The sequence below is a fragment of the Arthrobacter sp. ZGTC412 genome (genome assembly GCF_002929215.1).
Taxonomy (GTDB): Bacteria; Actinomycetota; Actinomycetes; order Actinomycetales; family Micrococcaceae; genus Arthrobacter.
This window is the reverse complement of record NZ_PJII01000014.1, coordinates 71,144-84,574: the sequence shown is the minus strand read 5'-3', so window position 1 is coordinate 84,574 and position 13,431 is coordinate 71,144. Positions and strand designations below refer to the sequence as shown.

Here is a 13,431-nt window from a genome sequence, read left to right as displayed (position 1 = left end):
TGGCCCGGGTGGCTCCGGCACCGGGAACGGGTTGGGCGACGGCGGACCAGGGTGGCCTGGATCAGGGGTTGGGCCTGGCTCCGGCGGGAACGGCTCGGGCTCGTGCACTGGCGGGATGGTCATAAACTTCCCCTCTCACGCTGGGCGGATGTGCCTTAGCGTGAACAGGATACGCCTGCCGCCTGAACCCTACTAGGGCATCCCCCCTCCCCCCAATGCGTTATCAGGTTTAGTCCCCAAAGCGGCTCCAAGGGGACCACATCCGATAGGGCATCGTCCGAATTTTCTGCGGAAGGTGATCGAGCGTCGGGTGTTGGGGGGCTGGGTTGGATGAGGGTTCTCGTCCGGTAGCGAACGGCCGCTCTATTGTCAGGGCGGGTCGATATATTGAACCCATGACCCAGACTCCGCTGCAGGATTCCGCCAGCACTGCGACTTCCACCCCCGCTCCCCCGGTTGCCAAGAAGATCCCCTCCGAGCGCATTCACCACGGGGACACGTTCGTGGACAACTACGAGTGGCTGCGGGAAAAGGAATCCACCGAGGTGGTGGAGCACCTGAAGGCTGAGAACGCCTATCAGGAGGCTATTACCGCGCACCAGGAGCCGCTGCGCGAGGCCATCTTCCAGGAGATCAAGGGCCGCACGCAGGAAACCGACCTCTCGGTCCCCCACCGGAAGGACGGCTGGTGGTACTTCAGCCGCTCGGTGGAAGGCAAGGAGTACGGCATCCAGTGCCGGGTCCGCGCGCAAAACAGCGGCAACCCCGTGGCGGACTGGACTCCCCCGGCTGTGGAGCCCGGCGTCGGGATTCCGGGCGAGGAGATCCTGCTGGACGGCAACGTCGAAGCCGAAGGGAAGCCGTTCTTTTCGGTTGGCGGGACCGCTGTAACGGTGGATGGCAACCTGTACGCCTACGCAGTGGACAACGCCGGCGATGAGCGTTTTACCCTGCGCATCAAGGACCTCCGGACCGGCGAGCTGTTGCCGGACATCATCGAGAACGTCTTTTACGGCGTCTCCTTCTCCCCGGACGGCACGCGGATCTTCTACACAGTGGTGGATGACTCCTGGCGCCCTTACCAGGTGAAGGCCCACACCTTGGGCGCGCCGGTCGCCGAGGACGTGGTGATCTACCAGGAGGACGACGTCGCCATGTGGCTGGGCTTCGAGCTCTCCGCTGACCGGCGCTACCTCGTGCTGGGCATCGGCTGCTCCGAGTACAGCGAGACCCGCCTGCTCCGGTTCGATGACCCCGCCCAGGAGCTCACTACCGTGATTTCCCGGGACGAGCGCGTGCTCTACGAGGCCGAACCGTTCCTGCTGCCCGGCCCGGACGGCGTAAAGACGGAACGCATCCTGCTCACGCACAACCGCGGCGCCGTCAACTCGAAGGTCTCCCTGACGGACTGGGCGGAGCTTCGCAAGCCGCTCGCCGCCCAGCGCTGGGACACCGCCGTCGAGCATTCCGACGACGTCCGCGTCAACGGTGCCGGCGTCACCTCCACGCACCTCGTCGTGTCCATTCGGAAGGACACCATTGAGCGGGTCCAGGTCGTCGGGTTGGAAGGCCTGGGCACTGCCGCCCAGAAGGCACCGGTAGAGCCCGCGTTCGATGAGGAGCTCTACACCGCCGGAGTTGGCGGCTCGGATTACGAGGCTCCGGTGATCCGGCTCGGCTACACGTCCTACTTCACGCCGTCCCGCGTTTATGACTTTGTGCTGCCCACTACTGAGAACCCCGCCGGCGAATTGCTGCTCCGGAAGGAAAGCCCGGTCCTGGGCGGCTACGACGGCAATGACTACGTGGCCACCCGCGAATGGGCGGAGGCCAGCGACGGCACCCGGATCCCGCTCTCCGTGCTGCGCCACAAGACGGTCAAGCAGGATTCGACGGCGGCGGGCCTGGTGTACGGGTACGGCTCCTATGAGCTGAGCATGGACCCCGGCTTTGGCATCGCGCGACTGTCCCTGCTGGACCGCGGCGTGGTGTTTGTGATCGCCCACATCCGCGGCGGCGGCGAGCTGGGCCGGCACTGGTACGAGAACGGCAAGAAGCTCACCAAAAAGAACACCTTCACCGACTTCGTGGATGCCACAGACTGGCTGGCGGACTCGGGCTGGGTGGATCCGTCGCGGATTGCAGCCCTGGGCGGCTCGGCCGGCGGACTGCTGATGGGCGCCGTGGCCAACATTGCTCCCGAGAAGTACGCCGCGATCGTGGCCCAGGTGCCCTTCGTGGATGCCCTCACCACCATCCTGGACCCGGAACTGCCGCTCTCCGCCCTCGAATGGGAGGAATGGGGCAACCCCATCACGGACCCCGAGGTCTACGCCTACATGAAGTCGTACTCCCCCTACGAGAACGTGCGCCCGGCGTCGTACCCTAAGATCGCCGCCGTGACGTCCTTCAACGACACCCGCGTGCTTTACGTGGAGCCGGCAAAGTGGGTGCAGGAACTGCGGAACAGGACCACGGGATCCGAGCCCGTGGTGATGAAGATCGAGATGGACGGTGGCCACGGCGGCGCGTCCGGCCGCTACGTCCAGTGGCGCGAAAGGGCGTGGGACTACGCCTTCATCGCCGATTCCCTTGGTGCCACTGCGCTGCTCCCCGGCGCCGGCCTGAAATAGCTCCACTGGTTGCTCCGTCGCCGGAGGTCAGACGCACGCGCCGCCTGTATCCAAAAAAGCTGATCATGCCTACAGCAGATCACCACGATCGTCCACGCCAACCCGAGTGCCACAAAGGACGGCGTCGCGACTTCCGTTGAACCCGGCGCAGAACACGCCACGGAGGACTGAACAGCCTCGATACCGATTTCAACAAAACATAATCATGCTTACTATTGTGTGGCGCCGGGCTGCCCACTGGGGGTAGACAACCCGCGCCACACTGGAGGTTTGCGTGAGCATGGAACAGGAAATGCGTCCCCTGACCGACGATGAACTGATTGCGGAGCAGGCAACGGCTCTGCCGGACAAGGAAGTTGCCTCTGTCCTTGACCTGAATGCGGATCTGGACCTGGGCATCGATGCGGCGGCACCCATCGACCTCGCGGTGGCCGCCAACGCCAACGTCGCCGCCCCGATCGACGCCGCAGCCTCCGCCAACATTCTCTCCCACGGTTCCGACGCACAGGCCCTCGCGGACCAGGGCGTCATGATCGAACAGGGCATTGTGGCCGACGCGAACGCGGAATCCACCCAGGACAGCACCATCAACCAAGGCAGCGGCACCGTTGACGACGGCGGCACCACCCCCACTGGCACCGAAGCGGACGCCACCGGCACCACGGCCGACGCCGGCAGCCTCCTCCCCGACGGAACGTCCACCGGGGGCATCGTCCCCGAGGAAGGCCTGGGCGGCGCCCTGCCCGATGTCGGCGCGCTGCCCACTGACCCCGCCACTGCGCTGGACGGGGACCTGCTCAACGTCAACGTGGACCTCGCCGCCGACGCGGACATCGCCGCCCCGATCAACGGCGCAGTGGCGGCCAATGCGAACGTCGCTGCACCAATCGACGCCGCTGTGGCGGCGAACATCGGCTCCATCGACAGCCAGGCCTACGCCGTGGCCGAGCAGGACGCCATCATTACCCAGAACATCGAGGGCGAAGCCAACGCCTCTGCCGACCAGCAGTCCGACCTCGAGCAGTAAACACAGATGACCCACACCAGCGGCGGGCCGCGCCCCCAGGCCGGCCCGCCGTCGTCCGCTGCCCCCGTGGCCGAGCGCCCGCCGCAGGTTCCCGCCCGGGCAGACGGCGTCCAACTCATCGGCAGGGCGGAGGGGTCGGGCTACCGCGAGGCACCCTCGCTGGTCCGCCGCGCGGACGGCCAAACCCTCCAGCTGACGCCACTGCTCTATCTGGTGCTGGAGTCCGTGGATGGCCGGCGCAGCCTGGCGGAGATCGCGGAGCGTGCCAGCGCGGGTTCCGGAAGGCTCGTCAGCGCGGCGAACGTACGCACGTTGATGGACTCCCAGCTCCTGCCATTGGGCCTGCTCCGCCTCGCGGACGGGTCCCAGCCGGAGGTCCGGAAGGCGGATCCGCTGCTGGGGATGCGCTTCCGCTACACCGTGACGGATCCTCAGCGCACCCGCAAAATCACCGCACCCTTCGCGGTGTTGTTCAACCCGCTGATCGTGGTGGCAGTGACAGTGGCATTCCTGGCCGCGTGCTGGTGGGTGCTGATGGTGAAGGGGCTCGGATCCGCCACCCACGAAGCGTTCGAGAACCCTGTCCTGCTCCTGCTGATCTTTGCCATCACCATCGTCTCCGCCGGTTTCCACGAGTTCGGGCATGCCGCTGCGGCGCGCAGGGGCGGAGCCACGCCCGGTGCCATGGGCGCCGGACTGTACCTGATCTGGCCGGCGTTCTTCACGGACGTCACCGACTCATACCGGCTGGGCCGCGGCGGCCGGCTCCGGACAGACTTCGGCGGTCTGTACTTCAACGCGATCGTTGCGGTGGCCATCATGGCGCTGTGGTGGGCCACCGGCTTTGATGCGCTGCTGCTGGTGGTGGTCACGCAGATCCTGCAGATGGCCCGGCAACTGCTCCCCCTGGTCAGGTTCGACGGCTACCACATCCTGGCCGATGCCACCGGCGTTCCCGACCTCTTCCAGCGCATCAAGCCCGTCCTGCTGGGCCTGCTTCCGTGGCGGTGGGGAAGGCCGGAGAACAACGTCCTCAAGCCCTGGGCACGCGCAGTGGTGACGGTGTGGGTGCTGGTCACTGTGCCGTTGCTGCTGTTCAGCCTGGCCATGATGGTGCTTGCCCTGCCGCGGCTGCTGGCCACCGCTTGGAGCAGCGCCGCTAGGCAGCAGGGACTGTTCGCCGAGAGTCTCTCCGCCGGGGATGTTGCCGGCGCCGCCGTGCGCGTCCTGGCCATCGTTGCCGTGGGCCTTCCCGTGCTGGGCATGCTCTACATCCTGCTGCGGCTGCTGAGGCAGCTGGTCACCGGGCTGTGGCAGAAGACCCGCGGCAAGTTCCTGCAGCGCACTGCCGCCATGGGCGTTGTGGCGGTACTGCTGGGCGGGCTCGGCTGGGCATGGTGGCCCGACGGCGGGACGTACCGTCCGGTGCAGCCCTACGAACGCGGCACGCTGGCGGACGCCACGACGTCGGTCTTCCCGGCTGCGGACACCGTTCTGCGGGAGGGCGGCAGCGGGAGAACGGTGGCGCTTTGGCCCGAAGGTGCCGCCAAGCCAACCCGGGAAAACCCGCAGCTGAGCATGGTGCTGGTGCCGGTGGAGGCCTCGCCGGGCGCTGGATTCGGTTCATCCCCGTCCGCTTCTGCCGATGCTCCCGCCGCTGCCGGTTCCACCGCCCCGTCCTGGGTGTTCCCGTTCGACCGGCCGGCGGCCCCGGAAAAGGACGGCAACCAGGCGCTTGCAGTAAACACCACCGACGGTTCGGTCACGTACAACGTGGCCTTCGCGCTGGTGTGGGCTGAGGACGGCGAACCCGTGGACACCCGGAACGAGGCCTACGCCTTTGCCGACTGCACCGGCTGCGCTGCGGTGGCGGTGGGCTTCCAGGTGGTCCTCATCGTGGGGCAGGCGGACGTGGTGGTCCCGGAAAACCTCTCCGCGGCCGCCAACTACAACTGCGTGGAATGCCTCACCTACGCACTGGCGAGCCAACTCGTCCTCACTTTGGACGGCCCGCTCAGCGAAGCCGGCATGGAGCAACTGACGGCACTCTGGGCCGAAATCGCAGAGTACGGCCGGAACATCCGGAATGTACCGCTCTCGGAAATCCAGGCTCGGCTGGCCGCGTATAAGGAACAGATCACGGCCATCATCAAGGCCGACCCGAACGCCACAAAGGCCGCCGCAACGCCCGCGCCCGCCGCAACAAACACCGCCATGCCCCCAACGGCGCCGGCCGGAGCACCCACCGGTGCGCCCACCGGGACGGCGGCTTCCGGCGGTACGCCCGCAACGGCGCCCGCTGCACCCGCTCCGGCAGGGACCGGGGCAGCAACCGCCCCGGCGACGCAGCCCGCACCAGCTGACGCGCCGGCGTCGTACACACCCGTTGAGACGCCGGTCCCAACGGCGGATACTGGGGGCACGGCCCCCGCCGCCGAGCCCCTACCCACCGCAAACCCCAGCTAGGAGAGCAGATGTCATTGAGCAAGGGAACGTCCGTGGAATGGAACACACCGCAGGGCACAACGCACGGCAAAATTGTGGAGAAGAAAACCAGCGACTTCGAGCTGGATGGCCACACGCACCGCGCCAGCAAGGACGAGCCGCAGTATGTGGTGGAGTCGGCGAAGACCGGCGCCCGGGCCGCACATAAGGCCTCCGCCCTGACGGAAAAGAAGTAGCGCGGTGGCCACACAGCACGAGGTTGTGATCATCGGCGGCGGCAATGCCGGGATTTCTCTGGCCGCCCGGCTGCAGCGCTACGGCGTCAAGGATGTGGCGGTCATCGAACCCCGGGACCACCACTTCTTCCAGCCGCTGTTCTCCCACATCGCCGGAGGCAGGGCCGCAGCCAAGGAAGCCGTCCGGCCGCAGGAACCCCTGATCCCAAAGGGCGTTGCCTGGATCCGTGACTCCGCCTCGGGCGTGGACACCGACGCGAACCTGGTCACCTTGGCTTCCGGAGCCACCGTCGCGTACGGGCAGCTGGTGGTGTGCCCGGGCCTGCAGTACGACTGGGACGATGTGCCCGGCCTTGCCGAAGCCGTCTATTCGCCGAACGGCGCCTCACACTATGAGTTTGAGCTGGCACCGAAGGCCTGGACGCTGCTGAGCGGACTGACGTCCGGCACCGCCGTGTTCACCATGCCCGCCGGTCCCATCAAGTGCGGCGGCGCGGCACAGAAGCCGATGTACCTCGCCTGTGACTACTGGAGGGAACAGGGCGTACTGGACAAGATCCGCGTGGTGATGGTTCAGCCCTATCCCACCGTGTTCGGGGTGGCGGAGGTGGACCGGGAGCTGGACCGGAAAATCGCGGAGTACGGCATCGAGCTGCGGACCAACAGCGAACTGGTGTCCGTTGATGCTGCCAGCCAGAAGGCCACCATCCGGAACACCGAATCCGGCGCCGAGGAAAACCTGCGCTACGACGTCCTCAACGCCGTCCCGCCCCAGTCAGCGCCCGACTGGCTGAAGGCAACCAACCTGCCGGCACCGGATGACGCGGGTGGCTTTGTGGAGGTGGACCGGCAGACGCTTCGGCACATCCGCTTCCACAACGTCTGGTCACTGGGCGACGCTGCCGGGACCACCAATTCGAAGTCCGGCGGCGCCCTGCGCAAGCAGACCAAGGTCCTGGCCAAAAACCTGGTGGCCGCCCGGAAGGGAAAGCCGCTGCCGGCCAAGTACAACGGCTACTCCGTCTGCCCGTTCACGGTATCGCGCAACACGGTGGTGTTTGCTGAGTTCGACGACCGGTACCGCCCTATGCCCACAATCCCCCGTGTCCCCACCTGGAACGAAAGCAAGCTGTCCTGGGTAATGGACCGGGACATCTTCCCGCAGGTGTACTGGAACCTGATCCTCAAAGGCCGCGCCTAGCGGCTTTCGCTGCCTGGTCGACACGCCACTCGTCGGCCAGGACCGCGTAGATCAGCTCGGTGGCCCACTGGCCTTTGTAGTGCCACTTGTCCACGTGCCGCGCTTCCTGGCGCATGCCGAGACGGCAGCAAAGCTCCGCGGACGCCGTGTTGAGCTCGTCCAGGCGTGCCTCGATCCGGTGCATGCCCAGCTCCTCGAAGCCGAGCCGAAGCATCGTCTCCGCGGCTTCCGTGGCGTAGCCCTTGCCCCTGGCACCCGGGGCCAAAGTCCAGCCCACTTCGCCCTGCCCGCACCCCGGCAGCCATTTGAGGACCACCTCACCCTGCAGGCCGCCGTCGTCCGCTGCCTCGATGGCGAGCGCCACCCAGTCGCCCTCCTTCTCGAAAACGAAGTTGGCGTACCTGCCCACGCGCTCCATCGACTGCGTGTAGGTCTTGGCCGGACCGGGCAGGAACCGGGCCGTCTCCGGCAGCGAGTGGTAGGCGTGGAAAGCGTCGAGGTCGGCGCCTTCAAAGCGGCGCAGGATCAGCCGCTTGGTGCGGATCGGGAGGATGATGTCAGGCATGGACCGAGGAGACGACGGCGGCTGTCGCCTCCGCGATTGCCCGTTCCTCGTCAGTGGGAACCACCAGGACGGGAATGGCGGACTGGAGCGTGGAAATGACGCGCGGTTCCTTGGACCGCTCAGCGTTCAGGCCGGCGTGGAGTTGTATGCCGAGAGCGCCCAGTTTCTCCGCCACGAGGGCACGGAACTGGTGGGAGTTCTCGCCAATCCCGGCGGTGAACACGAGTGCCTTGGCCCCGCCCACAGCCACGTGGTAGCCGCCAATGTACTTGGCCAGCCGGTATGAGGTGACCGCGAGCGCCGTGGCCGCTTTGGCGTCGCCCGCCTCGGCTGCTTCCACCACCGAGCGCATGTCGTTGTTGCCGGCCAGGCCCTTCAGCCCGGATTCCCGGTTCAGCATGGTGTCGATGTCCTCGGGCGTCCAGCCGGCCCGGCCCAGGAAGACCAGGATGGAGGGGTCCAGGTCGCCGGAGCGGGTTCCCATCACCAGGCCCTCCAGCGGCGTGAATCCCATGGACGTGTCCACCGAATGGCCGCCGCGGATCGCCGTGACCGAGGCGCCGTTGCCCAGGTGGGCGATGACGCCGTCGAACTCTTCAACGGGAAGGTCCAGCAGCGCGGCGGCCCGGCGCGTGACGTACTCATGGGACGTGCCGTGGAAGCCGTAGCGGCGGATGCCGTGGTCCGTGTAGAGCTCGCCAGGGACGGCGTAGCGCCAGGCGTGCTCGGGGAGGGTGCGGTGGAACGCGGTGTCAAAAACAGCCACCTGCGGCATCTCCGGCCACTTTTTGGTGATCGCGCGGATGCCCAGCACGTTCGCCGGGTTGTGCAGGGGCGCCAGTGGGTTGAGGCGCTCGATGGCGCGGGTGATCTCGTTGTCGATCAGCACCGGCTCGGCGAACCGCTCGCCGCCGTGCACCACCCGGTGCCCCACAGCGGCCAGCTCCAGGTCGCCGAGTTCCTGGTGGATGGCGGCGTCCACCTGCTCCAGCGCTTCGGCATGGTCCCGCGGGCCTACTATTTCGCCGTCGCCGTCACCGCCGTTGCCCATGCCGATCTTTTCGATCAGACCCTCCGTGAGCACACTCCCGGCGGCGACATCGCGCACCTGGTACTTGAGCGAGGACGAGCCGGAATTGATGACGAGCACGAGCATGCGGGCCTCCTGAGCCTGGCTTCTGCAGTTCAAACCACACTATAGGTTGCCCTGGCAGCAGCGCGGATTCCTTGCGGATGGGAGCTGGCTGTGCCTAGAGTCGGCAGACAGGCTGGACCACGCCCGAGAGGACATTTCCATGACGAACGAGCCCACTTCGTACGACGACAACAACCCCACCGACACGGGATCCGGCAACACCGCTGCGCTTGGCGCCCAAGGAGGCGCCGGTTCCGGGTCGAAGGACCCCACCGGCGTGGAAGGTGCAAACCCTGCCCTGGACGATACCGGCGCCCCCAAAGCCGGCGAAACCGGGGAGGCCCCGGAAGCGCCGGAGAACGTGAAGGACCTCGACCTCACCCCGGAGGGCCTGTCCGACGAACCGGCCCAGCAGGAGGATCCGGAAAGCCTGGCGAAGCCGGAGAACAGCTAACAGAACAGCGGGCGACGGCGGCACCCACGCGGGTGCCGCCGTCGCCATCTGCTTTGAGGGACTTCAGGCCGGACGCCCGCGCGCAGGCCCCGGCACTCAATGCACCCGCCGTGCGGAGGGCGCGCGGACAAAGCCGATGGCGGCCAGCACGGCTCCCAATCCTTCGGCCACTGCGCTAAGCGTCTTTTCAAAGAACCACACGGGTTCGTACATGGCAGGGAACGGACCGAAGGCCGGGATGTCGAAGTACCGGTACAGCATCACGGCCGCGAAGGCGCTCATTAAAACAGCCAGCGCCATGGCGTAGGCGGGCTTGCTGCCCCGGATCAGGACATAGACCGCCACCAGCACCGCCACGGCCGATTCGAGCAGGAACAGGTTGCCCTGCCCGATGCCGCCCGGGTTGGCCGCCTGGTAACCGGGAGCCAGCAGGATATGCACCCCCGCGTCGATGAACAGCGCCAAGGCTGTCAGCACCCTCAGGGTCATGTTCATTCGACCGTCAGCGTTCCTTTCATGTTGGGGTGGTAAACGCAGAAGTATGGATAGGTGCCGGGCTCCGACGGGGCTGTGAAGGTGCCTGTCGCGCCGTTTCCGCTGAGGTCGACGTCGAAAACCTTGTCCTTTTCAGCGGTGACGGTATGCGGGGCGGAGTCCATGTTGATGACCGCGACGACAGCGCCGGGCGTCACCGTAATCGGCTGGCCGTAGTCGAAGTCCTTGATGGTAATGGTGGCCGCTGCCGCCGGCGCTGCAGGGGTGCTGGCACCTCCCGGCGGCGCGGTCCCGGTTCCGCTTCCGCCGCCTGGAGCGCAGCCGCCCACCAGGAGCGCGGCCATCAGCAGTACTGCCGCCTTACGTCGAACCAGTTTCATCCCGCACCGTCCTCGCTGCCGGAACCCACGGCAGGGAGCCCCCTGCCCGTTCTTTTATTGTCCGCCTACCGGCCGGAAGCGGGCCCGGGTCTCCCGGGGAAATCGTTGCTAGGAGGCCGGCGCCTGCGCCTGGATGGCTGTGATGGCCACCGTGTTCACGATGTCCTCCACGGTGCAGCCGCGGGAGAGGTCGTTGACCGGCTTCCGCAGCCCCTGCAGGACCGGCCCGACGGCGACAGCACCGGAGCTCTGCTGCACCGCCTTGTACGTGTTGTTGCCGGTGTTGAGGTCCGGGAAGATGAACACGGTGGCCTGCCCGGCAACTGAAGAGCCCGGCATTTTGGACTCGGCGATCGAAGCGTCCACGGCGGCGTCGTACTGGATGGGGCCCTCGACGGCGAGGTCGGGGCGGCGCTGGCGCACCAGTTCGGTGGCCTGCCGCACCTCGTCCACCGCTTCACCTGAGCCCGAGCCGCCCGTGGAGTAGGACAGCATGGCCACCCGCGGCTCCACGCCGAACTGGGCAGCCGTCTCGGCCGAGGCCAGCGCGATGTCCGCCAACTGCTCAACGTTCGGGTCCGGGTTCACGGCACAGTCACCGTAGACCAGCACCCGGTCCGGCATCAGCATGAGGAACACCGAGGACACGATCTTCACGCCCTCGCGGGTCTTCACGAACTCAAGCGCCGGCCGGATGGTGTGCGCCGTGGTGTGGGCCGCGCCGGACACCATTCCGTCCACCACGCCCAGCTGGACCATCATGGTGCCGAAGTAGCTGACATCCTGCATGATCTCCAGGGCCTTCGGCAGGTCAACGCCCTTGTGCGCCCGCAGCTCCGAGTACTGCTCGGCGAACTTCTGCCGCAGATCCGAAGTGGCGGGATCCACGATATTGATTCCGGACAGATCGATGCCGCGGGTGGCAGCAAGCTCGCGGATGTCCGTTTCCGGTCCGAGGACGGTCAGGTCGCAGACGTCGCGGCGGTGCAGGATTTCCGCGGCCCGGAGGATCCGTACATCCGTCCCCTCGGGAAGGACTACGTGGCGGCGCTGGCCGCGGGCGCGCTCGATGAGGTCATGCAGGAAGCGGAGCGGGGTCATGCGCTCGGCCCGCGGCAGGTGCAGCCGCTCTACCAGCTCGGCCTCATCCACGGTGCGGGACCAGAGCCCAAGCGCCGAGGCAACCTTTCGGCGGTGCCCGGACCAGATCTCGCTCCGGACCTCGGAGACGCGGCGGGCAGTGGTGTAGGTGTCATCCGTGGCGGCGAACACCGGGAACGGCGCCTGCGCCAGGAGCGGGTAGATGTTGGCGTCCGGCGCCAGCCCGCCAGTGAGGATCAGCGCTGAAGCCACGGGAAATTCGGGCGAGAAGGAGGACGCCAGGCACGCGACCATCACATCGGCGCGGTCCCCGGGCACAATCACCAGGGCGCCCTCATCCAGCACGTTCAGGAAGTTGCCCACGTTCATGGCCGCAACCTTGATGTCCTTCACGTCCCGTTCCATGTCCGCCCGGCCCGCAATCTGCCGCACCCCCAGCGCGGCAGCAACTTCGCCGGTGGTGGGGCGGGCAATCTCTTCCAGCTCGGGGAGAACATACACGGGCCGATTGGAGGCGCCGGGCTTCACGGCGGCGGCGATAGCCTCGACGTCGTCCGGATCCGCGCGGTTCACCATGATGGCCAGCAGCGCACATTTCTCGGCGGCGAGCTCCTTGCGGGCAACCTCGACGGCGGCGGCCGCCTCAGCCACGGTCCGCCCCTTGGCGCCCACCACGGCAACCACGGGGGCGGCCAGGTTGTTGGCCAGGCGGGCGTTGAGGTCGAATTCGACGGCGGCGTCCTGGCCGGTGAGGTCCGTTCCCTCCACAATCACCACGTCGCAGTGGCGGGAGATCTCGGCGAAAATTTCGACGCAGCGGGAGTCGATCTCCTCGCGTTTGCCTTCGGCCAGCAGGGACCGGACTTCCTCATGGGTGAGACCGCCGCGGCACCGCTCATCCTCCAGGGCGAACCTCGACTTCATCAAGGCCACCATGGGATCGTCCGCCGGGTCCGGACCATGGACAACGGGTTTGAAGAAGCCGATCCTGTCCGCGTGGCGGTGCAGGGTGTCCGCCAGGCCCAAAGCCACAAGGGACTTGCCCGATCCGGGAGTGGTTGCGCTGACGTAGATGCTTTTGGCCATGGTCCGCCCTTTTGCTGGTCTGCTGGTGCCGGTCCTCCATCCTTGCACCTCGCGGCTGCCCCGGACCCCTCATCCTCCATCGGCTGCTCCGTAACGGCCGTTTTCGGCGCACAAAAGGACAGTTACGGAGCAATCGACGGGTGGCCGTCCCCTTGACACCGGACCCCCTCATGGGATTACCTAATGAACATTCGGTAAATAAAGCTGGAGGCAATGACGCATGGCTGAAACTACAGTTTCCGGGGCCATCCACCCCATCCTGGAAAACGACTACGCCTCCATATGGATGGGGATCGAGGTCCTCGCCGTCAGCGACGGGCACGCCACCATCCGGATGACCCTCCGCCAGGAAATGCTCAACGGCTTTGGCATGGCGCACGGCGGAATGATCTTCGCCTTCGCGGACTCCGCCTTCGCCATGGCCTGCAACCCGGTCCACCCGGCACCCGGCGAGGAAAACAACATCACCGTAGCCGCCGGCGTCGACATCAATTTCCTCAAGCCGGCCTACCGCGGCCAGGTGATCACCGCCGTCGCCGACCGCCGCTCCAGTGCCGGCCGCAGCGGCCTGTACGACATCCAGATTTTCGCTGCCGACGCCGGCGCCGAGGCCCCGGGCGAACTCATCGCCGAGTTCCGCGGACGCAGCCGGACCATTCCCAAAAAGTAGGAA

Annotated in this window: 12 protein-coding genes; 7 read left to right on the top strand and 5 right to left on the bottom strand. The window is 66.9% G+C overall.

The window, feature by feature from the left end; translation table 11 throughout:
• The first annotated feature begins 395 nt into the window (after positions 1-395).
• The 5 genes from CXQ88_RS15395 to CXQ88_RS15375 all read left to right on the top strand — a co-directional run bounded on the left by CXQ88_RS15395 (position 396) and on the right by CXQ88_RS15375 (position 7,542).
• Positions 396-2,633 carry a S9 family peptidase gene (locus tag CXQ88_RS15395; RefSeq protein WP_104045017.1) on the top strand — a complete coding sequence of 746 codons (2,238 nt, stop codon included), beginning with the start codon at positions 396-398 and terminating at the stop codon, positions 2,631-2,633.
• 280 nt (positions 2,634-2,913) lie between these two features.
• Positions 2,914-3,660 (top strand): peptidoglycan-binding protein, encoded by a 747-nt coding sequence (locus tag CXQ88_RS15390; protein ID WP_181037557.1) that lies wholly within the window; start codon positions 2,914-2,916, stop codon positions 3,658-3,660.
• A gap of 6 nt (positions 3,661-3,666) precedes the next feature.
• Entirely contained in the window at positions 3,667-6,126 is a 2,460-nt protein-coding gene (locus CXQ88_RS15385) for a hypothetical protein (protein ID WP_146069228.1), read from the top strand.
• Between the two features lie 8 nt (positions 6,127-6,134).
• On the top strand, positions 6,135-6,341 hold the full coding sequence (locus CXQ88_RS15380; protein ID WP_104045016.1) for a DUF2945 domain-containing protein: 207 nt from the start codon (positions 6,135-6,137) through the stop codon (positions 6,339-6,341).
• Between the two features lie 4 nt (positions 6,342-6,345).
• Complete coding sequence (locus CXQ88_RS15375; RefSeq protein WP_104045015.1) at positions 6,346-7,542, top strand: NAD(P)/FAD-dependent oxidoreductase; 1,197 nt, start codon at positions 6,346-6,348, stop codon at positions 7,540-7,542.
• Here the strand turns inward: CXQ88_RS15375 and CXQ88_RS15370 are convergent.
• Both CXQ88_RS15370 and CXQ88_RS15365 read right to left on the bottom strand, forming a co-directional pair.
• A complete protein-coding gene (locus CXQ88_RS15370; protein WP_104045014.1) occupies positions 7,526-8,107 on the bottom strand; it encodes a GNAT family N-acetyltransferase in 582 nt (193 codons plus the stop codon). The genes CXQ88_RS15375 and CXQ88_RS15370 overlap by 17 nt on opposite strands.
• Positions 8,100-9,263 (bottom strand): acetate kinase, encoded by a 1,164-nt coding sequence (locus CXQ88_RS15365; RefSeq protein WP_104045013.1) that lies wholly within the window; start codon positions 9,261-9,263, stop codon positions 8,100-8,102. Before CXQ88_RS15365 ends, CXQ88_RS15370 begins: the two co-directional genes overlap by 8 nt.
• Before the next feature lie 139 nt (positions 9,264-9,402).
• Here CXQ88_RS15365 and CXQ88_RS15360 point away from each other — a divergent pair, with 139 nt between their 5' ends.
• The gene (locus CXQ88_RS15360; RefSeq protein ID WP_104045012.1) at positions 9,403-9,696 is read left to right on the top strand and encodes a hypothetical protein; all 294 of its coding nucleotides are present in this window, start codon (positions 9,403-9,405) and stop codon (positions 9,694-9,696) included.
• A gap of 96 nt (positions 9,697-9,792) precedes the next feature.
• Here the strand turns inward: CXQ88_RS15360 and CXQ88_RS15355 are convergent, their stop codons facing one another.
• The 3 genes from CXQ88_RS15355 to pta all read right to left on the bottom strand — a co-directional run bounded on the left by CXQ88_RS15355 (position 9,793) and on the right by pta (position 12,758).
• Positions 9,793-10,191: a hypothetical protein gene (locus tag CXQ88_RS15355; protein WP_258061913.1), complete on the bottom strand. Its 399-nt coding sequence runs from the start codon at positions 10,189-10,191 to the stop codon at positions 9,793-9,795.
• The gene (locus CXQ88_RS15350; protein ID WP_104045011.1) at positions 10,188-10,571 is read right to left on the bottom strand and encodes a cupredoxin domain-containing protein; all 384 of its coding nucleotides are present in this window, start codon (positions 10,569-10,571) and stop codon (positions 10,188-10,190) included. Before CXQ88_RS15350 ends, CXQ88_RS15355 begins: the two co-directional genes overlap by 4 nt.
• 108 nt (positions 10,572-10,679) lie before the next feature.
• The gene (gene pta, locus CXQ88_RS15345; RefSeq protein WP_104045010.1) at positions 10,680-12,758 is read right to left on the bottom strand and encodes a phosphate acetyltransferase; all 2,079 of its coding nucleotides are present in this window, start codon (positions 12,756-12,758) and stop codon (positions 10,680-10,682) included.
• Positions 12,759-12,978: 220 nt separating this feature from the next.
• Between pta and CXQ88_RS15340 the strand changes: the two genes are divergently transcribed.
• Positions 12,979-13,428 (top strand): hotdog fold thioesterase, encoded by a 450-nt coding sequence (locus CXQ88_RS15340; RefSeq protein WP_104045009.1) that lies wholly within the window; start codon positions 12,979-12,981, stop codon positions 13,426-13,428.
• Positions 13,429-13,431 lie beyond the last annotated feature (3 nt).